Origin of the sequence: Rhodococcus sp. LB1 (genome assembly GCF_001583455.1) — a bacterium.
In the GTDB taxonomy this organism is placed as follows: Bacteria; Actinomycetota; Actinomycetes; order Mycobacteriales; family Mycobacteriaceae; genus Rhodococcus_F; species Rhodococcus_F opacus.
Genome location: NZ_LTCZ01000027.1, coordinates 51,343 through 70,990, shown reverse-complemented (window position 1 = coordinate 70,990; position 19,648 = coordinate 51,343). Strand labels below are relative to the sequence as shown.

At 67.4% G+C, this 19,648-nt stretch carries 15 protein-coding genes and 1 pseudogene; 11 read left to right on the top strand and 5 right to left on the bottom strand.

Annotated elements, in window-relative coordinates; translation table 11 throughout:
• Position 1 precedes the first annotated feature (1 nt).
• The 3 genes from AZG88_RS05620 to AZG88_RS05610 all read left to right on the top strand — a co-directional run bounded on the left by AZG88_RS05620 (position 2) and on the right by AZG88_RS05610 (position 1,814).
• The gene (locus AZG88_RS05620; RefSeq protein ID WP_061697153.1) at positions 2-349 is read left to right on the top strand and encodes a cupin domain-containing protein; all 348 of its coding nucleotides are present in this window, start codon (positions 2-4) and stop codon (positions 347-349) included.
• A gap of 7 nt (positions 350-356) precedes the next feature.
• Positions 357-881 (top strand): flavin reductase family protein, encoded by a 525-nt coding sequence (locus tag AZG88_RS05615; RefSeq protein WP_061697152.1) that lies wholly within the window; start codon positions 357-359, stop codon positions 879-881.
• Positions 882-1,121: 240 nt separating this feature from the next.
• Positions 1,122-1,814 carry a GntR family transcriptional regulator gene (locus tag AZG88_RS05610; protein WP_037178951.1) on the top strand — a complete coding sequence of 231 codons (693 nt, stop codon included), beginning with the start codon at positions 1,122-1,124 and terminating at the stop codon, positions 1,812-1,814.
• A gap of 114 nt (positions 1,815-1,928) precedes the next feature.
• Here the strand turns inward: AZG88_RS05610 and AZG88_RS05605 are convergent, their stop codons facing one another.
• The 4 genes from AZG88_RS05605 to AZG88_RS05590 all read right to left on the bottom strand — a co-directional run bounded on the left by AZG88_RS05605 (position 1,929) and on the right by AZG88_RS05590 (position 6,926).
• Positions 1,929-3,077: an ABC transporter ATP-binding protein gene (locus AZG88_RS05605; RefSeq protein WP_025431600.1), complete on the bottom strand. Its 1,149-nt coding sequence runs from the start codon at positions 3,075-3,077 to the stop codon at positions 1,929-1,931.
• A gap of 12 nt (positions 3,078-3,089) precedes the next feature.
• Entirely contained in the window at positions 3,090-4,895 is a 1,806-nt protein-coding gene (locus tag AZG88_RS05600) for an ABC transporter permease (RefSeq protein WP_061697151.1), read from the bottom strand.
• 73 nt (positions 4,896-4,968) lie between these two features.
• Positions 4,969-6,033 (bottom strand): extracellular solute-binding protein, encoded by a 1,065-nt coding sequence (locus AZG88_RS05595; RefSeq protein ID WP_025431599.1) that lies wholly within the window; start codon positions 6,031-6,033, stop codon positions 4,969-4,971.
• A 5-nt stretch (positions 6,034-6,038) separates the two neighbouring features.
• Positions 6,039-6,926, bottom strand: a complete 888-nt coding sequence (locus tag AZG88_RS05590) for an amidohydrolase family protein (protein WP_061042094.1) — start codon at positions 6,924-6,926, stop codon at positions 6,039-6,041.
• A gap of 1,512 nt (positions 6,927-8,438) precedes the next feature.
• Here AZG88_RS05590 and AZG88_RS05580 point away from each other — a divergent pair.
• From AZG88_RS05580 to AZG88_RS05545, 8 genes are all read left to right on the top strand, one after another.
• Complete coding sequence (locus AZG88_RS05580; RefSeq protein WP_061042095.1) at positions 8,439-9,014, top strand: SRPBCC family protein; 576 nt, start codon at positions 8,439-8,441, stop codon at positions 9,012-9,014.
• Positions 8,998-9,852 (top strand): HpcH/HpaI aldolase family protein, encoded by an 855-nt coding sequence (locus AZG88_RS05575; RefSeq protein ID WP_025431597.1) that lies wholly within the window; start codon positions 8,998-9,000, stop codon positions 9,850-9,852. Before AZG88_RS05580 ends, AZG88_RS05575 begins: the two co-directional genes overlap by 17 nt.
• Positions 9,853-9,883: 31 nt before the next feature.
• Complete coding sequence (locus AZG88_RS05570; protein WP_005237844.1) at positions 9,884-10,942, top strand: amidohydrolase family protein; 1,059 nt, start codon at positions 9,884-9,886, stop codon at positions 10,940-10,942.
• Entirely contained in the window at positions 10,939-12,591 is a 1,653-nt protein-coding gene (locus tag AZG88_RS05565; RefSeq protein ID WP_005237845.1) for a thiamine pyrophosphate-binding protein, read from the top strand. Before AZG88_RS05570 ends, AZG88_RS05565 begins: the two co-directional genes overlap by 4 nt.
• Positions 12,592-12,632: 41 nt before the next feature.
• On the top strand, positions 12,633-13,514 hold the full coding sequence (locus tag AZG88_RS05560; RefSeq protein WP_061697149.1) for a hypothetical protein: 882 nt from the start codon (positions 12,633-12,635) through the stop codon (positions 13,512-13,514).
• Between the two features lie 34 nt (positions 13,515-13,548).
• Positions 13,549-14,529, top strand: coding sequence for a hypothetical protein (locus tag AZG88_RS05555; RefSeq protein WP_061697148.1), 981 nt, complete (start codon positions 13,549-13,551; stop codon positions 14,527-14,529).
• A gap of 31 nt (positions 14,530-14,560) precedes the next feature.
• Positions 14,561-15,412 carry an amidohydrolase family protein gene (locus AZG88_RS05550; RefSeq protein WP_061697147.1) on the top strand — a complete coding sequence of 284 codons (852 nt, stop codon included), beginning with the start codon at positions 14,561-14,563 and terminating at the stop codon, positions 15,410-15,412.
• A gap of 374 nt (positions 15,413-15,786) precedes the next feature.
• Positions 15,787-17,022, top strand: a complete 1,236-nt coding sequence (locus AZG88_RS05545) for an MFS transporter (protein WP_061697146.1) — start codon at positions 15,787-15,789, stop codon at positions 17,020-17,022.
• On the opposite strand, the pseudogene AZG88_RS05540 reads toward AZG88_RS05545, so the two are convergent.
• Positions 17,019-19,648 (bottom strand): annotated as a pseudogene (locus AZG88_RS05540) (ATP-binding protein); the annotation flags it as partial. The gene AZG88_RS05545 and the pseudogene AZG88_RS05540 overlap by 4 nt on opposite strands.

Here is a 19,648-nt window from a genome sequence, read left to right as displayed (position 1 = left end):
CATGGCCAAGCCTGAATTCGAATTCTTCCCGGTCACCGACGTCCAGTGGACGGTATGTCCGGGTGACGATCCGAAGATCACCGAACGCATCCTCGCCAAGGGCCCGGAAGGCAACGTCGCCACCCGGATCCTGCGCTACGAACCCGGCGCCGACTCGACGCCGATGGGCGTGCAGAAACACGACTTCTGGGAGGAGGTCTACATCCTCGAGGGGTCGTTCACCGATCTGACCCTCGGCGAGACGTTCACCGCGGGGATGTACGCCTGCCGACCGCCGGGTATGCCGCACGGCCCCTGGAGCACGGACGAGGGCGTTGTCACCTTCGAAGTCCGGTACCACAGTAAGTAGGCCCACGATGACCCTTCCGGCATTCCACGCGCCCACCCCGACGGACATGCGACGAAGCATGGGCCGGTTCACCACTGGGGTCGCCGTCGTCAGCGCCGACGACGGCGACGGCAACCCCAGTGCCATGACGATCAGCTCCCTGACCTCGATCAGCCTGGACCCGGCGATCCTGCTCGTCTCGCTCACCCACGGCTCCCGCACCACCGAGGCCGCGGAAGCCGCGGGCTCGTTCGCCGTGTCCGTCCTCGGCTCCCGTCAGGAAGCCCTCGCCCGTCGCTTCGCCACGCGGGGCGGCGCCCGATTCGACGACCTGCCCTGCGATCGCAGCCGCTCGGGTCTGCCGCTGATCAAAGATGCTCTGGCCCAGCTCGAATGCAGGGTCCACAGCGCCCACGACATCGGCGACCACCGCGTCTTCTACGGCGAAGTCACCGACATGCGCTGCCGGGAGGGCACCGGCCTGGTGTTCTACTCGGGGCGGTTCGGCGACTTCCACGACTTCGGTCACGACGAGGTCCCCTGGTTGTTCTGATTCGGCGAGCACGTGTATGTCGGGGTCGGGTTTCTCGTGGGCCGGAGGGTGCGAATTGTGCAACAATATGGACGTCAGTACGGACTAGTCGAGGCAGGAAGGGAAAGTTTTGCTGCCGCCTAACCGCGTTCCCATCGATCGCTCGATACGTAACCGGTGATGTTGTTGTACAACATCACGTGGGAGGCTGTGCGTGACGCGTCTGCCCGCCAGATCCACGACTACTCGAGGTGACACACCATGGTGCTAGCTACGGGCACGGGCCCGGGCAACGACAGCCCGGATTCGGGTGCCAACCGGACATCGCAGGCTTACCACGATCTGCGTGCTTTGATCCTCTCCGGTCACTACGAACCGGACTCACGCCTCACCGAATCGGAGCTCACCACGCAGCTCCAGGTCTCGCGCGGGACGATCCGTTCGGTGCTCGCGCGCCTAGCGCAGGAGGGCTACGTCACCGCCGAGGCGAACCGCAGCGCTCGCACCCGCTCGTTCTCGGTGGACGAGGCGGTCGAGATACTGGAGACCCGCGCGGTGATGGAGGCAGCGCTGGCGGCGAAGGCCGCCGAACGCGCCACCGATACGGACATCGCCGCGATGACCGAAACCTGTAAGCGCATGTGGGACTGGCAGGTACCGGGTGGGCGCGAGGAGTACGCGAATCTCAACCGCAAGTTCCACGAACAGGTCAAGCGGGCGGCGCGGCAGGCCACGCTCACCAGGTTCGTCGACAGCCTGCTGTACCCACTCGTCATGCAGCAGTACCGCGACGCCGACCGCGAGCAGCCGCGGACCGACTCCGTCAGGGAGCACGAGGCCATCCTCGCCGCGATCGTCACCCACAACCCGGAGGCCGCCGCGGCGGCGATGCGGCATCATCTGTCGTCGGCCCGGCGGGCGCTTCAGCTGAAGTTCCCCCCGCCGGCCGACTAATCGTCGCCGCGAGGACCTCCAGGCGACTCGTGGGTGCGCCACGACACCCGCTCCGCCCGGAGGTCCTCGTCCACTCAGTTCAACACGCCGACAGCACTCTCACGAGTTACGGCGTTACGACCACAGCGCGACCGTCCACGCTGGGTCCAGGACAACGGTCACGTCGTCGCCCGGGCGAGCGTCGAAGTGCGCATCGGCGTGCGCGCGAAGCGTGACATCCCCGACGGCGACGACCATCTCCTGGCGATCGCCGAGGTACTCGGCGGTCATGATGCGCGCCGGGAACCGGTTGGGGCCCTCGGGCTCCCGTGACGCAGTGACGACGCGGATGTTCTCGGGCCGGATGCACACGGACATTTCCTGGCCGGCGGTGGGCGGTGCGGGTGGGGTGGTGAATCGCTCGCACCGCACCACCCCGAGGGTCGTTTTGGCGTCGACCACACGGTCACGGGGGCCTGCCGGCCGGTCGAGCACTCCGGGGATGAGGTTGGCGCTGCCGACGAAGTCGGCCACGAACCGTGTCGCCGGGGAGTCGTAGATCTCGCTCGGCGAGCCTATCTGCTCGATTCGGCCACGGTTCATGACGACGATCGTGTCGGACATGGCGAGGGCTTCGCCCTGGTCGTGCGTGACGTAGATGGTGGTGACGCCGAACTTCTGCTGGAACGACCGCAGCTCGGCGCGCAGTTGTGAGCGTAGCTTGGCGTCCAGGTTGGACAGCGGTTCGTCGAGCAGCAGGACCTCCGGCTCGCACAGCAGCGCGCGGGCCAGCGCGAGCCGCTGCTGCTGGCCGCCGCTGAGTTGGGTGGACCAACGGTCGGCGTACTCCGACAGCCCCACCTGTTCGAGCATTGCGAGGACACGGCGCTGCGTCTCGGGGCGGGGGTAGGTCTTTCGGCCGTATCGGAGCGGGAATGCGGCGTTGTCGAACACCTTCATGTGGGGCCAGATCCCGTAGGACTGCGGCACCATGGCGATCGGCCGGGAGTCGGGAGGGACGTCGCGACCCGCGGCGGCGGAGAAGACGGCCTTCCCGTTCATCCAGATCTCGCCGCCGTCAGCGGTCTCGAGTCCGGCGAGGCAACGCAGCGTGGTCGTCTTGCCGCAGCCGCTGGGTCCCAGCAAGGTGAAGAAGCTGTTCTTCGGTACGGCGAAGCTGACATCGTCGATGACGCGGTTCACTTCGCCGCTGTCGTGACGGGTGAATTGTTTCTGCAGACCGGAGATCTGTACGGAATGGTCGGTAGCAACGAGTTTCTGCATGTTCACGACACCTCAGATGTGTTTTTGGACGCCACGGCGGTTGACCCACCAGACGGAGACGGCGGAGAGGGCGAGCAGGAGAACTGCGAGGGCACTGGCCTCGGGATAGTTCGCGCTCTCGCCGATCATGTCCCACAGCAGCACCACGACGGTGCGGTTGTCGGAGCTGGACAGCAGCAGCGCGATGGGGAGTTCGCCCAGGGAGTGGGCGAACACCCACAGCCACGTGCTCGACACCGCGGGGGCGACGAGGGGGAAGATCACCCGGCGCAGCACGACACCTTTCGACGCACCGGAGACGCGTCCCACCTCTTCGAGTCCTTTGTCGAGCTGGAGCAGTGCCGTCTGAATCATGCGTGACCCGCGCGGGACGTACCGGGTGGTGAACGCGATGATGATGATCCAGATCGTCCCGTAGATCGGGAACGGCAGGTACAGGTAGAGGAACAGCACCGCCATTCCCAGTACCACGGCGGGGATGGCGAAGACCAGGAACGAAATATCGAACAGCCACCGGCCGATGCGTCCGCCGCGGCTGGCGGCCAGCGCCAGCCACAGGGCGAACCCGGCGGTCAGCGTCGCCGTGACCAGGCTGATCACCAGGGTGTTGATGACCGCTTGGCTCAAGCTCGGGTTGGTGAAGATCGCGGTGTAGTTGGCGAGGCTGAGCGCACCCAGATTGTCCAAGCTGATCGGCTGGAGGTACGGGGTCAGGCTCGTCCAGACCAGGGTCAGGATGGGCACGATGATCGCGACGAGTACGTAGAGAAAGACGATCGTGAAGATCGGGATGCGCCAGCGTCCCAGCCGCACCGGCGTGGACCGGTATCCCTTGCCCCCCACCACCTGGAACCGGTGCGACTCGCGGGTCTGGCGCCGGTAGACGGCGATCATCACCAGGGACAGCAGGACCAGCATGATGCCGTAGGCACTGGCCTGGCCGTAGTTGGCGAGTCCCGACGGCGGCTGCAGCGAGGCCTGGATGAGGCTGCTGAACACGTAGATCTGGTCCGGCATTCCGAGGATGGCCGGGATCGCGAATTCCTCGAGCGCGATGACGACCAGCAGCATGCTGGCCGCGGTGATTCCCGGCATCGTGAGGGGCAGAACCACCTTGCGGGTTCGTGTCCACCATCCGGCGCCCGACGTGGCCGCGGCCTCCTCGAACTCGAGGTTGAGCCGGGCGAACGTCGGCGCGAGCATGATGTACATGCCTGGCACGCCGAAGATTCCGGCGACCAGGATCATGCCCGGCAGCGAGTAGATGTCGATGGTGAACCCGAAGATCCGCTCGATGACGATGGCGATCGGGCCGTTGGTGGGGTTGGCCGCCAGCACCCAGGCCACTGCCATGACCGTGGCCGGCACGGCCATGGGGGCCAGTGTGCTCGGCGCGAGGAATCGGCGACCGGGGATGTCGGTGCGTTCGAACAGGTAGGCCAGGCTGACACTGATCACGAGAGCCAGGCCCACGGTGCCGACCACGAAGATCAACGAGTTGAGCGCGACTTCGACCAGGCGTTTCGAGGAGAAGATCGCGGTGAAGTTGGCAAGCGTGAACCCGGGGACCTGGAAGGGCAGCTTCGTCTCGCTGTCCTTGAGACTGCTGAACAACAGCATGCCCAGGGGAAAGAGCATGAGATAGGCGATGATCGCGCCGATGACGATGTTGACGCCGATCAGGACACGGTCCCGCCGGTGCGGGTGTGCGTCGGTGGGCTCAGGGCGGACGCCGGTTCGCTGAGGGCGTGTGCCGGTGGGCGGGCGCGTGCCGGTGGGCGGGCGTCCGCCGGTGGAGAGCGGGGTGCCGGACTGCATCGCTGAAGTCTCCAAAGGTGAGGGGATAAAGTCTTCTGCTGCCCGTCGGGCAGCGGTGCGACGGTGGGGGCCGTCAGTTGACGTCGGTGCCCAAGGCCTCTTCGACCTCGGGGAAGTAATCCGAGAACTGCTCGTACTGCTCGAGGTTGGTTTCGCCGAACCACTCGACGCCGGCGTCACACAGGGCGCCGATGACGCGGTTGGTTGCGGCGTCCGTGCAGTCCGTGTTGGTGGGGATGGCCGAGTTGTACGTGTCGACCAGGGCGGACTGGCCCTCTTCGGAGGCGAGGAAGGCGGTGAGCAGGCGACCTGCGGCCGGGTGTGGGGCGCCCTCGGCGACGAACAGGTAGGACTTGTTGGCGTTGGTGGGGCCCACCGGTGCGACGGCGACCGGCGCGCCCTTGGCCTGGTCGCCCAGCACCAGGTTGATGAGGTCGGTGCCGACCGGTGTCTGGCCGGAGACGATGAGTGTGTGGGCCTGCGTGGTGTTCTCGGTGTAGTGGGGCTGCTGCTGGGCCAGCCGGGAGCTGTAGTCGAGACCGGCGTCGGTGCCGAGGGCCGGGTCCTGAGCCCACACGGTCATGAAGGACCCGCGCGCCTCGACGCTGAGCTTTCCCCCGTTCCATCGCGGATCGAGCAGATCGTCCCAGCTTTTCGGCGTATCGCTCGCGGCCACGGCGTCGGTGTTGTACGCCCAGACTTTCGGGACGGCCCAGACGTAGACGAAGTCGTCGGCGAAGATCTGATCGCCGGGCACCTCGTAGGACGCCCAGTCGACCTTCGCCGCCAAGGACTGCGACGGCAGCACGGTGAGCCCACCCGCGTTGGAGACATCGAAGGTCACGCGCTCGGCGGCCTGCTCCACATTGAGCTGGGTGACGAGGTCCGGAGCCTTCTTGTTCGTGTACCGGACTTCGATCCCGGGGTACTTCTTCTCGAAGGCGTCGATGGCCGGCTTCATCTGCGCCTCAGGTTTCGGCGCGTACCAGACGACCTCTCCTTCGGCCTTGGCCGCCTGGTACAGCTCATCGAGATTCTTGGTGTCCGGAACGGGGGGAGGACCGCCGCAGGCGGACAAGGCGACGGCAACCGCCATGACCGAGGCGGTCAGACAGAACTTGCGCCCGATTCGGGTCATGGCAATCAACATTCCTTCGCGCCGGGGATAACGGCGCCGGCAGGGGTGAGCCCGTACAGCCGGCCGGCGGTGCCGCCGGCGATCAGTTCCAGCTGCGTGTCGTCGAGCGAGGGCAGTTGCGTGTTGATGAGGTCGTGAAGTTCGGACAACGATCCGGCCGAGGCGGGGAAATTCGAACCCCACATGACGTTGGCTGCGCCGAACTTCTCGATCAGCGTGCGGACCACCGGTGCCGCGGATCCGCTCTCGCGCTGCGCACGCAGGACGGCCGGCGGCGTGAGCTTGATGAAGACCCGGCCGGTCTTCTCGAGCTGGGGAACTCCGTCGGTGCTCGGGTACGGCGCGGCGTCGTCCAGCTGGGGCCGGCCCGCGTGGTCGAGGATCGCGGTCAGTCCCGGGTACTGCTGGAGGAGTCCGGCGAGGATGGGAGCGTGCTTGGCGTGCATCTGGATGCAGACCGGCACCCGGCGATCGGACAGGAACTGCCAGACGGGCGCCATGCGCTCGTCGTCCAGGCCGCGGCCGGGCGTCGGGACGGCCGTCGTCCCGTCGGCAGCGCGGATGCGGACTCCCGAGAAGCCCCGCTCGTCGATCCAGTGGTGGAGGTCGTCGACCACCTTCGGGGAGAGGAAGTCCACCGAGCAGACCCCGCTGATGCGGTCGGCGTGCCGGGTGAGCTGGTCGGCGACGTAGCTGTTGTCGAATCCGTAGACCGTGGAGGCCTGGACGACGACGAGGTGGTCGACGGCGGCGGCGTCAGCCGCGCGCAGGAGACCGTCGATGTCGGTGGGCCGTTCCTGGGACCAGGTGGAGCGGTGGCCGCCGAGCGGGTCTGCGGGATAGGAATCGGTGTCGGGCGAGATGATGTGGGTGTGTGTGTCGACGGTGAACATCAATACCTCACGGCTGGTAGGTGGCGGGGCGGGCGTGCGGGCGGGGTGTGTTCATGCAAGCTCGCCGAGGTGCCGGGTGAAATCGTCGAGGAGTTCGGCCACTGTCACCGGCGTGCGGATGACGTTCTGCTGCAAGGCGTAGTCGATCGCGATCTGCAGACCGGCGACGAGCTCGTCGGTCACCCCGAACCGGAGGGCGCGTACGCGGGGCCCGGGCGCGGTATCGGCTGCCTTGCGCGCCTCGATCTCGGCGCCGAAAGCCCGGTAGAGCGCTGACACCGTCTGCGGCTCGGCTTCGAGGAGGTCCCTCCGGACGGTGAGCATGTGGTTGATCGGCACGGTCTGGTGCCGGGCGCCCCACGCCTCCTCGGCCTCCCGCCAATTCGGGATGATCGGGACCAGCGGTCCCTGCGCGCCGTCGAGCGCCGGCGGGCCGAGAACNNCGCGCTCGAGCACGTCGAGCACCTTGCCGGTCGTGCGTTCGACGTTCGGCGGCTCGACGTAGCTGGCGACGTGCGGCTCTTCGGTGGTGACCCAGGTGACTTCCTTGGCGTCGACGCCGAACTCCTCGTGCAGGATGCCGCGGACCCACAGCCCGGTGGTCTGGCTGTACGCCCGGACACCGACCCGCCGCCCTGCCAGATCTGCCGGGTTGATTTCGGCCGAACCGGGCCAGCGGGTGAGCGAGTGGTGGTGGAAGTCGCCACTCAATACCACCGGCAGGAGTGCGATCGGGGCACCGGCTTCACGAGCCTGCAGGAAGGTGGCGATGGCCAATTCGCTGACGTCGTAGCGGAGTTCGCGCACCATGGGGGCGAATGCCTTGTAGATCGGATCCGCCGCCGCGAGCTCGACGGCGCGCCCTGCGACGGTGAAGCCGGGGTCGGTGAGGAACGCGGTGTGCGGGTAGGACTTCGCCGCGATGGACAAGGTTTGGGTCATGAAACGACTCCTCTGTTGCGTCCGAGCCCGGGGGGAGAGTGCGTGCACGGTGCCGGTGCACTGATGCTGATCCTCAACCGACGGGCGGACCACCAATATTGTCTTACGGTTTCGCCCAATTTACGCGTGTGACGGGCCCAACACAAGGCCCCGCGACGTGGATCGTCTAACAATTTTGCTCGAACGGCGTCCGAGGAGCTCCGACGACTTACTCTGCGACCGCGGTTTCCACCGGGCACACCGCTCCCACGGTCCGCCGAGCCACACGTTCACGCAGATTGTTGTACAAGATTCTCTGGCCGCGCCGGGTGCAGTGCCGAAACAAGAGATTTATACATGTTCTTGCAGACAACTACGCCGCGCTGCTACTCTGTGCGAGAGAAAGTTGTTAAACAATCTGAGGCCGCGTCGCCAGGAGACTCGGATGACGCCAACGCAACTGGGCGGCCGGCCTGCACTCCGCCACCAGCGGGGCGCCCGTGACATCAGCTCGCTGATCGAGTCTCGCGAGTTCCCAAGCTCCACAACGATTTGTGGAGGTGTTCCAGATCGCCAAGCGAGGACACAGTTGTGATAAAGATCGACGAAGAGATCGCCGTACCCGCACCACCGGAACGGGTGTGGGAGGTCATTTCCGACCCCACTGAAGTGGTGTCGTGCATCAATGGAGCCGAACTCGGCCAGTTCCACGACGACGGCTCCTTCGACGGCACGCTTGTCGTGAAGTTCAGCGCGATCCGGGTGCGGTTCGGCGCCCGGATGTCGCTCGACCTCGATGAACCCGAATGGGAGGGACGGCTGTCCGCCCGCGGACGAGACGGACAGGGCGCGACCCGGTTCACCGCGCACGCCACCTTCCGGATCACCGAGGACAAGGGGGCCGGCGGTGCCCGAGTACGTGTGGCCGGTGAGGTGAGCCTCGCGGGCAAACTCGCGTCGCTGATCGAGGCGGGCGCCGGGGCTGTGGTTTCCCGGATGACCCAGGAGTTCACGGACGAGCTGGTGCGCCGGTGCACCGGCGACACAGTGGTCACACCGGCACCCGGCCGTCCCACCCTGTGGGCACGCGTACGCGCCTGGTGGCACAGGACCATTCACAAGCGACAGAGCGAGCAGATCGGAGTGGCAAGTGGCAAGACTCAATAGCGTGATCGGTGCCCTGGAATCGGGGCAGCACGCCTTCGCGGCGTTTGCGGCGCCCGAACCGGCCGCGGCGCTCGACTTCGCGACGTCCGACTACGACGGTCTGGTGTTCGAGTCCGAGCACAAGCCGTGGGACGCAACGACGTTGCGGGACAGCCTGCAGTACCTGCTCAACCGGCGACGGATCTTCGAAGCCGGCACGCTCGCCCCGTCGCCCACGCCCCTCGTCCGCGTGCCCGTCAACGGAGCCGAACACGGGCAGTGGCACGCGAAGCAGGCCCTCGACCTCGGAGCGTACGGAATCGTGTGGCCGCACATCAGCCGGGTCGAGGAGGCGCGCAACGCGGTCGCGGCGTGCCGCTACCCGCGGCTGCCCGGCGCGGACCGGTTCGAGCCGGCGGGAGTGCGCGGCGACGCGCCGGCGGCCGCCGCCCGTTACTGGGGTCTGTCGAACGACGAGTATTACGCCAAGGCCGACGTGTGGCCGCTCGCCCCGGACGGCGAGATCCTCGTCGTGATCCAGATCGAGGATCAGCTCGGAATCGAGAACCTCCCGGCGATCCTCGACGAGGTGCCCGGCATCGGTCTCATCCTCATCGGTGAGGGCGATCTCAGCCAGGAACTGGGCGTGCCCCGCCAGCTGGACCACCCGTCGATGGTCGAGGCCAGGAGCCGGATCGTGAAGATCTGTCACGAACACGGAGTCGTGGTCGGCCACCCGCACGTGACCCCGAGCAACGTCGAGCAGGTGCTCGACGAGGGCTACCGCTTCCTCATGTCCGCGCCGGTACGCAGCTATCCCGGCCTGGAACTGGGCCGCAAACTCACCGGTCGCTCCTGACCCCGAACACCTCACCTGGAGAAAAACCTTCATGATCATCGACTGTCACGGCCACTTCACAACCGCGCCACCCGCGCTCGGACAGTGGCGAGAGCGCCAGATCAAGGCGTTCGAGGATTCGGGCGCGCGAGTTTCCCCCGACGAGTTGCACATCGGCGACGACGAGATCAAGGCCGCGATCGAACAGGGCCAGCTCGAGCTCCAGCTCGAACGCGGCACCGACCTCACACTCTTTTCCCCCGGCGCGGGAAAGATGGCCCACCACTACGGCGACGAGCAGACCAGCCTGGTCTGGTCGCAGGTCAGCAACGACCTCATCGCCCGGGTGTGCGGCCTGTTCCCGGACCGTTTCGCCGCGGTGTGCCAGCTCCCGCAGTCGCCCGGTGACGCGCTGGCCTCCTCCATCCGCCTGTCTTCCGAAGAACTCGAGCGCTGCGTCGAGGAACTCGGATTCGTCGGCTGTCTGCTCAACCCGGACCCGTCCGACGGGTACTGGCAGGCGCCGCCGCTGACCGACCGGATCTACTACCCGCTCTACGAGAAGATGGTGGAGCTGGACGTGCCCGCGATGGTCCACGTCGCGATGTCACGCAACCCCGCCATCCAGGGCACCTGCGCGCACTACCTCAACGGCGACACCGCGGCCTTCATGCAGCTGTGCCAGTCGGACCTGTTCACCGACTTCCCGACGCTGCGGCTGATCCTGCCGCACGGCGGCGGCGCGGTCCCCTATCACTGGGGCCGCTACCGCGGGATGATGCAGGACCAAGGCCGGCCACCCCTGCAGGAATCGTTGCTGCACAACGTTTTCTTCGACACCTGCGTCTACCACAAACGGGGCCTCGAACTGCTCACCGACATCATCCCCGCCGAGAACGTGCTCTTCGCCTCCGAGATGATCGGCGCCGTCCGCGGGGTCGACCCGGAAACCGGGCACCGCTTCGACGACACCAAGGCGCTGCTGGACTCCATCGACTCCATCAGCGACGACGACCGGCAGGCGATCTACGGCGGCAATGCGCTGAAGGTGTTCCCGCGCCTGGCGAGCCGCGTTGCCAACCACGACAAGCAAAAGGAGATCGCGCGGTGAAGGTCTACGAAGCGCTCGCAGCAGCATTCGCCGCCGAGGGCACCACGGATGTGTTCGGCATGATGGGCGACGCCAACATGCACTGGATGAACGCGCTGGCCAGTCGCGGAACGCGCCTGTACGAGGTGCGCCACGAGGGTGCGGGACTGAGCATGGCGCACGGGTACGCCCGCGCATCCGGCCGGCCCGGCGTCGTGACGACGACCAGCGGCCCCGGTACCGCGCAGCTGGCAACGTCGATGATCGTGGCGAGCCGGGCACGCATCCCGCTGGTCGCGTTCTGCGGGGAGACGCCGTTGGGTGACACCGGCGCCGTCCAGTACCTCGACCAGCAACGGTTCGCCGCCGCGATCGAGTGCGAATTCCTCCAGGTGACCAAGGCCGAGTCGGCCGCAGAAGTGGTGCAGCGCGCCTTCTACCTGGCCCGCACCCAATCCCGGCCGGTGATGATCAGCGCACCCTTCGACGTGCAGCTGCAGGAGTTCGAGGACGACATGCCGTACGTCCCGTCCACCGAACTGCTCCGCACCCCCAAGCTGCTGCCGCACCCGACCCAGATCCAGCAGGCGTGCGAAATCATCGGGGCGAGCAAACGAGTGGTGATCGTCGCCGGACGAGGCGCCCGCAACGCGGACGCGGGCGAGCAGGTCCTCGCACTCCAGCGTCGCACCGGCGCCCTACTCGCCACCACGCTGCAGGCCAAGAACTGGCTGAGCGCCGAAACCGAGTACCACGTGGGGATCGCGGGCCTGTTCGGCAGCAGGCTCGCAATGGAGCTGCTGCAGGAGGCCGACTGCGTGGTGTCGGTGGGCGCGAGCCTCAACCACTACACCATCGAGAGCGGATACCTTTTCCCGGAAGCGAAGTTCATCCAGATCGACACCGCGCCGCACCTGGTGATGGGCAACGGTCAGGTCGCCGACTGCTACATGCAGGCCGACGCGGTCACCGCCCTCGACGCCCTGACAGGCGCGCTGGGGGTTCGCGGTATCGAGGTGGAAGGCTTCCACACCCCCGAGGTGCACAGCCGGCTCACGGCCCCGCTGATCGACCCGGCCGAGTTCCGCAGTGAGCCTGGCCTGCTCGACCCGCGCGAGGCGATCTCGGTGCTCGACGCCGAACTTCCCGGCGAGATCGGGCTGGTGCTCGGCAGCGGACACCAGACCGACTTCGGCACCATGCTCTTCCAGCGCTCCCGCGAGATCACCTCGAACTACGGCATGTTCGGCGCCATCGGTCAGGCCCCGCTGCTGACCATCGGTACCGTCGTCGCCAACGGCGGCAAGCCGACGTTCGTGGTCGAAGGCGACGCGAGTTTCCTGATGCACCTGTCGGAGTTCGAGACCGCCTGCCGCTACGGGCTACCGGTGCTCGTCGTCGTCATGAACGACCAAGCCCTCGGCGCCGAGTACCACAAGGCGAAGGCCAAGGGCCTCGATCCCGAGCTCGCCGTGATCCCCACCCCCGAATTGGGCACGGTGGGCCAGGCCCTCGGCGGCGGCGGCGCGACAGTCCGCACAACCGACGAATTGCGCGCCGCGCTGGCCGAATACGTCCGCAACCCGCGGCCGACCGTCATCGACGTCCGCATCACCCGCGACGTGCTCAGCGTGCCCTACCGGCGCATCCAATACGGCGACGACGTGTGACCGCGGACAGTGCTGACCACCAACGACAAGAGGAGTCGGAAATGAAGATCGTACTGGGCCGGGACGACCTCGCCGCCGCCGCCGTCGAGGGGGCCGCAGCCGCCGGTGCCACAGCCGAACGTGTCGACGTGCGGCCCGTGCACAAGGCGTCACGCGGTTTCGTGAACGACGCAGCGGCGGACGTCTGCGAGCTGGCCGTGGTGACACTGCTGCAGGCCGCCGCCCACGACAAGCCGGTGGCGCTGCTGCCGGTCACCATGCTCGGCCGCTACCAGCACCAAACCCTGGTGACCATGGGCGGACTGAGCGTCGACGACGTGCGCGGCAAGAGCATCGGCGTGCGCTCGTGGAGCCAGACCACCGGGGTATGGCTGCGCGGATTCCTCAGCGAGCAGTACGGCATCGATCTGACCGAAATCAACTGGCAGACATACGAAGGCGGACACGTCGACGGCGCCACCGATCCGGCATGGGTCACGCGCGCACCCGAAGGCGCCACATTGCAGGCCGACTTCCTCGAAGGCCGGCTCGACTACGGGATCATGGGTAACGAACTGCCCTCCGACGACCGGATCCGCACCGCCATTCCCCACGCGCTCGCGGTCGCGGCCGAATGGGCCGCGCGCAAGGGATTCGCTCCCATCAACCACGTGGTCGGGTTCAGCGCGGCGGCGGCGAACGAGGACCCGAAGGCCGTGCTCGCGGTCTACGACGCATTGGCCGCGGCCACTGCGGCCGCCGGCCCGACGGCGGGTTCGGTGGATCTGAGCCCCGTCGGGTTCGACGGTCTGCGCGGGCCCGTCACCGACGCTTCCCGTTACGCCTACGAGCAGGGGCTGCTGCCGCGCCGGGTCGAGTTCGACGAACTCGTCGACCGCACCTGCGCCGCGCTCGGGGTCACCGCGTCGCGGCTCGGTGGCTGAACTACTCGCTCCTTCTGAACACGAAAGGCTGAACATGAATACGCTTTCGGTCGCACTCGGGGACTACCCGCACGTGCAGGCGTTGCTGGGTGGCGACGTCGCAGTGGACGGCTACACAGTCGAACCCGTCGAGGTCAGCCCGATCATCGGCGCCTACCGGCGGATGATCCGCGACCTCGAATTCGACGTGTGCGAACTCGCGCCGACCTCCTACCTGATGGCGCTGCAGGCCGGGGTTCCGCTCACCGGGATCCCCGTCTTTCTCAACCGCCGCTTCCACCACTCCGACGTGCAGTGTGGTTCGGCATCCGGGATTCGCTTCCCCGCCGACCTGAAGGGCAAGCGGATCGGTGTCCGCGCCTACACGGTGACCACCGGGGTGTGGATGCGCGGCATCCTGCGCGACGAGTACGACCTCGACATCGACACGGTCACGTGGGTCGTGGACGACGACGACCACATCGAAGGCCGCGCCCCGGCGAACGTCGAGCGCGTCACCGACGGCCGATCACTCGGCGAGTTGCTGCGCGCCGATGAGATCGACGCCGCGTTCAGCGGCAACGCCGGCACCGGACGGGCGGGGGCGCCGCGGGCGGGATGGTCCGCGACGGCCGAGCAACCCGCGGGCGACGACGGTCCGTACCCGCTGTTTCCCGACCACGAGGTGCTCGCCACCGACTGGTACCTGCGCACCGGGATCTACCCGCTGCACTCGGTGATCGCACTCCGCCGCGACCTCGTCGACCGCGATCCCGGGTTGCCCACCGCGCTCTACGCCGCGTTCGCCGAGAGCAAACGTCGTCAGGTCGAGGCCGATCCGCAGTGGTCCGCGCTGCCGCGGCTGGGCAAGCAGGCCAACCAGATCCGGACCGACCCGATCCCCTACGGCCTGAATGCCAACGACGCGAGCGTGCGAGCGCTCGTGAAGTTCTCGCGGGACCAGGGCCTGCTCGATCCGGACTTCCCCACCGATCCCGCCCTGCTGTTCGCCAAGGGCGACTACCCGGACGCCTGAGCCGGCCCACCAACCGAGAAAGGTCCAGACCATGGACATCGTCGACACCCACTGCCACATCATCACCGACGACGTGACCCGCTACCCGCGGGGCCCGATCGGCGGGACCCAGTCCGGCTGGGCTACCACCCGGCCGGTCACCGCAGACGGCATGATCGAGCGCATGGACGAAGCCGGGATCGGTCAGGCCGTGCTGGTGCAGGCCACCACCGCCTACGGCTACGACAACTCCTACGTACTCGACAGCCGGGCGCAGCGACCGGACCGGTTCATCGCGGTCGGCACGGTGGACCCGTTGCGGCCCGACGCGGCCGACAACCTCGCGGCGGTGGCCGGCGACGGTGGCCTCGCCGGGGTGCGGTTGTTCACCAGCGGCAGCACGGTACCCACCCAGGGCGAGTGGTTCGCCGCGCCGGAGACGTATCCCTTCTGGGACAAGGCCACCGAGCTCGGCGTCACCGTGTGCCTGCAGATGCGGCTCGGTCCGGCCACCGAGCAACTGCACCTGTTGCTGAACCGGTTCCCCTCGGTCCGCGTGTTGCTCGACCACATGGGTTACCCCGACATCGCGGCCTCGCCCACCGACGCCGGCGAAGCGGTGGCGGACCTGGCCGTCCACCCTGGCCTGCACCTCAAGCTGACCCACCGCAACCTCGAACGCCTCCACGACGTCGGCGCAAAGGCCTCAGGTTTCCTCGACCCGGTGCTCGCAGCATTCGGAGCGAACCGGATCGCGTGGGGCTCCAACCTGCCCGCCGCGGAACAGTCGCTGCCCGAACTCGTCGCCCTCGCCCAGGAGGTGCTGGCCGACGTGTCCGAACCCGAACGCCGGGAAATCTTCGCGGGCACGGCGCGACGGCTGTATCCCAGCCTGACCGCATAGGGACCGGGAGGAAACAATGGATATTCGGCAAAGATCCGACAGCACAATCGGTATCGCGCGCCGTGTGTTCGATTCTTGTGTTGCCCTCGTCTCTGCGGCTGCAGCTGCCCCGGTTGCCTTCGCGCTGGCCGAGGGAATGGCGATGTCCCGCATTGCGCGCGTCGGTCTCGAGGCGGACGAGTCTTCGTCGGACGAGAACCTTCACGATCTCGGCACGGTGATCGAGCTGATCTAGGTCGTGCCCCCACGTGCGTGCCGTCCGCTGCCGATGTCCCCCGAAATCCGGCGGACGGCAAGCATTTCCACGCTACTTCCCCAGCAGAGGTGATCACCACGAGCAACGACCAACCAGAACCCCGCCCCGGGGTGGGCCGATGACCATTCTCTCCGGCCTCCGCGGGCAAACCTTCGCTTCCCTCGCCAGCACCAACTTCCGCCGTTACATCACCGGTCAGGCAATTTCCCAAGCCGGCAAGTGGATGCAAACCATCGCCCAATCGTGGCTCGTCCTCGAGCTCTCCGACTCCGCCACCGCGATCGGCGTGGTGATGGCGTTGCAGACCGTGCCCATGCTCCTCGTCGCCCCGTATGGAGGGGTCGTTGCCGATCGACTCGACAAGCGGCGCCTGATGATTGCCCTGCACACGCTGATGGGTGTGCAAGCACTGATCCTGGGCGTTCTCACCGTCACCGGAGCAGTCCAGCTCTGGCACGTCTACGTTCTCGCGCTCGTCCTCGGCCTGAACCAGTGCTTCGAAAACCCGACACGCCAATCGTTTCTGCTCGAGATGGTCGAGGCCGACCACCTTCGCAACGCCGTCAGCCTGCAATCGGTGCTCAACTCCACCGCCCGGATGATCGGGCCCGCCGCCGCCGGACTCGTCATCGCCGCCGGCGGTGTCGGTCTGTGTTTCCTCCTCAACGCTGCGAGTTTCGTGGCGGTCGTCGCCTCCCTACTCGCGCTCGACGTCGCACAGCTGAACCCGTCACCACCGACGGCCCGGGCCCGCGGGCAGCTCCGCGAAGGACTCACGTACGTCCGACGCACCCCTCAGCTGGCCGTACCGTTGACCATGATGGCCCTGATCGGCTGTTTCGCCCTCGAGTTCCCGGTGATCCTGCCCGTGATCGCCGACCAGACCCTCGACGCCGGCCCGGGCGCGTACGGCTTCATCACCGCGGCGATGGGCGCTGGATCCGTGGTGAGTGGCCTCGCCGTCGCAGCCTGGGGTCACACCGGAACCCGGCCGCTCGTTCTCACGGCAACCGCCTTCGGAGTCCTCCTCCTCGTCGCCGCCCTCGCTCCCAACCTGTGGGTCATGCTCGTAGTCATGGCCTGCGTGGGAGCATGCAGCGTCGCCTTCACCTCCACGACCAACAGCACACTGCAACTCGCGGCCGCAGCGACCACACGCGGACGAGTGATGGCCCTGTTCGGCATGGCGTTCATCGGATCCACAGCCGTAGGCGGGCCCATCGTCGGATGGGTATGCCAGCAATGGGGCGGCCGCGCAGGACTACTCCTCGGCGCCATCGCCTGCCTCATCGCCGCAGCCATCGCAGCACCGCGTCTGAGACACCGCGACAGTTCAGCCCTACCTACTACCTAGTCGTGCGCCTGCTCTACGACCCAAGCCGCAACCTGCGTCCGGGAGGTGAAGCCGAGTTTGGCCAGAATGTGCTCCACGTGCCCCTGCGCGGTGCGGGGTGAGATCACCAGGCGGTCGGCGATGGCCTGATTGGTCAGGCCTTCGGCGATGAGGTCGGCGACCTGGCGTTCCCGCTTGGTCAGTCGTGGCGACGCGTCGCCGGCGGGTGCGGGGGTGCCGGACTGTCGCTCGAGGAGGGCGTAGGCGATTGCAGCATCGAAGTTCAGGCTTCGGCCCTTGCGGTGGGCTTCCTCGAATACTGTGCCCCCGAGCCGCTTCCGTGCTTCCTGGTCGCAGTTCTGTTGGTATACGAGAAGATTGGAATGAATGACCACAGCGCTGCCCACCGATCGCGCCAATCCCTCCGCGGCTCCCATCAGCACTGCGGCCCGGGCGGCGTCGCGTCGCTCGCACGCGATCCAGGCCAGCGCCGCGAGGCAGGCAGCGGCGAAGCGGGGGCTGTGCACTTGCCGGGTCAGCTCCAGCGACTGGTCGAGAAGCCGGACCGCGCGATCGGCGTCACCCTGCTGCCACACCGCGATTCCCAGGGCCCACAGTGAATGCGATCGATACACCTTCTCGCCGTGCATTTCCGTGATTGCGAGAACACGCTCGAGGCTTTCGACAGCCTGCTCCGTCGAGCCGGACAGTCCATAGGTCGTCCCCAACAGGTACAGGGCGCTGGTTTCGAGTGTGCGTTCGCCACGTCCGCGGAACTCTGCGAGCGCGGTGTCGAGGCGAGAGCGGGCCCGTTCGAGATCACCGTTGTAGAGCGCCAGCGTGCCGTCGGCATCGGCGACGAGAGCGCGCATCATCGGGTCGCTCGTGCCCGCGGTGAGGGTCCGTGCCTCCGCCACGAGCGCGGCCCCGGACTCGAGATCCCCTTGTACGTCGGCCATCACGCTGGCGCAGTAGAGCGCCTTGATCCGGTCGACGGTCGGTTCGACGGGGTAACGAGCCAACAGGTGGTCCAGCCAGCGCCGACCCTCGTTGTAGAGGCCTTGGGATGTCCAGAACCAGCGGAGTGCGGCGGCGGTGCGCAGGCCGGCGGCGGGGTCGTCGTCGATGCCGAATTCGAGGGCCTCCCGCAGGTTCGGCTGTTCGCGCTTCAGCCGGGCGATCCAGTCGAGTTGGCGGGCGCTGATCCACTCGGCCTCCGCATCGAGCGCCAACGCCTCGTACCAGTCCCGGTGCCGTCGACGCAAAGCCACAGCCTCACCGGTCTGCTCGAGCTTCTCGAAGCCGTACTCGCGGAGGGTCTCGAGCATCCGGAACCGCACCACCGACCCGTACTCCTCGCGGATCAGGATCGACTTCTCCACCAACGAGGTCAGCGTGTCGAGCAACTCGCCCGGGTCGAGGGCGGCGCCGCACACCCGCTCGGCGGCATCGAGTTCGNNNNCCGGCGGTGCACAACTCGAAGCTCCAATCGATACACAACCGCAGCGTCTGTTGCCGAGTCGGCGCACCCCGGCTGCCGCGGGTCAGCAGGGCGTAGCGGTCGGTCAGGCGCCCGAGGATCTGCTCGGGCGACATCGCCCGCAATCGCGCCGCCGCCAACTCGATCGGCAGCGGCAACCCGTCGAGCCGGTGACAAATTCCCGCCACCGCCGCCGCGTTCTCCTCGGTGAGCGCGAAACCCGGAACCGCGGCAGCGCCACGCTCGACGAACAACGACACGGCATCGTATTTGGGCAACCCGCGCAGCGAGGGCTTCCGCTCGGGATCCGGGACGGCCAGCGGGGGGACCCGCAGCACCACCTCCCCACCGAGGCCCAGGGGTTCGCGGCTGGTGGCCAGAATCCGCAACCGCGGACAGGTGTACAACAGGGGGCCGGCGAGTTCGGCGACCGCGTCCACCATGTGCTCGCAATTGTCGAAGATCAACAACACCTGTCGCGGTGCAAGGAACTCGATCAGCACCTCCCGCAGCGGCCTCGCCGAGTGGTCCCGGACTCCCAGTGCGCCCGCGACGGCGTCGATCAGCGACGACTCGTCGCGCAGTTCGCCCAACTCGACCAGTCGTACCCCGTCGGCATACTCGCGCTGCACAGCCGACGCGATCCGCATCGCCAACCGGGTCTTGCCGACACCGCCGATCCCGGTCAACGTCACCAGCCGCGACCCGGCCAGCAGGTTCTTCGCCTCGGTGAGCTCGTGCCGGCGGCCGACGAAGCTGGTCAGTTCCAGCGGAAGATTCCCCGTCGCGCCCGGACTGGAGGTACCTGTGCGCCCCGGTCGTACGTTTGGGCTTCTCCCGCCGTTGCCCTGTGTGTCGGGTTCGGCTCGTAGGGGCATCTCGTCGACCAGGAAGTCGTGGGCACGTTGCAGGGTTCGCAGTTCCTCGCCGAAGTCGGCGGCGGTGGCCGGCCGCTGACCGGGGGTCCGGGACATCGCCCGTGCGATCGTGTCGGACACGTCCTCGGGGATCCCGTGCTCACGCAGATCGGGCACCTCCTGCGTGGTGATCCGCAGGAATTGGGCGACCACCTGCTCACCGCTGCGCCGTTCGAACGCGGCATGCCCGGTGAGGGCACTGAACAGGGTGGCGCCCAGACCGTAGACATCGGCGGCCGGACTCGGCGGG

Excerpts from the sequence above, each read along its gene's own strand:
- AZG88_RS05620 (WP_061697153.1), top strand. The coding sequence starts at position 2 with ATGGCCAAGCCTGAATTCGAATTCTTCCCGGTCACCGACGTCCAGTGG.
- AZG88_RS05615 (WP_061697152.1), top strand. The coding sequence starts at position 357 with ATGACCCTTCCGGCATTCCACGCGCCCACCCCGACGGACATGCGACGA.
- AZG88_RS05610 (WP_037178951.1), top strand. The coding sequence starts at position 1,122 with ATGGTGCTAGCTACGGGCACGGGCCCGGGCAACGACAGCCCGGATTCG.
- AZG88_RS05605 (WP_025431600.1), bottom strand. The coding sequence starts at position 3,077 with ATGCAGAAACTCGTTGCTACCGACCATTCCGTACAGATCTCCGGTCTG.
- AZG88_RS05600 (WP_061697151.1), bottom strand. The coding sequence starts at position 4,895 with ATGCAGTCCGGCACCCCGCTCTCCACCGGCGGACGCCCGCCCACCGGC.
- AZG88_RS05595 (WP_025431599.1), bottom strand. The coding sequence starts at position 6,033 with ATGACCCGAATCGGGCGCAAGTTCTGTCTGACCGCCTCGGTCATGGCG.
- AZG88_RS05590 (WP_061042094.1), bottom strand. The coding sequence starts at position 6,926 with ATGTTCACCGTCGACACACACACCCACATCATCTCGCCCGACACCGAT.
- AZG88_RS05570 (WP_005237844.1), top strand. The coding sequence starts at position 9,884 with ATGATCATCGACTGTCACGGCCACTTCACAACCGCGCCACCCGCGCTC.
- AZG88_RS05560 (WP_061697149.1), top strand. The coding sequence starts at position 12,633 with ATGAAGATCGTACTGGGCCGGGACGACCTCGCCGCCGCCGCCGTCGAG.
- AZG88_RS05555 (WP_061697148.1), top strand. The coding sequence starts at position 13,549 with ATGAATACGCTTTCGGTCGCACTCGGGGACTACCCGCACGTGCAGGCG.
- AZG88_RS05550 (WP_061697147.1), top strand. The coding sequence starts at position 14,561 with ATGGACATCGTCGACACCCACTGCCACATCATCACCGACGACGTGACC.
- AZG88_RS05545 (WP_061697146.1), top strand. The coding sequence starts at position 15,787 with ATGACCATTCTCTCCGGCCTCCGCGGGCAAACCTTCGCTTCCCTCGCC.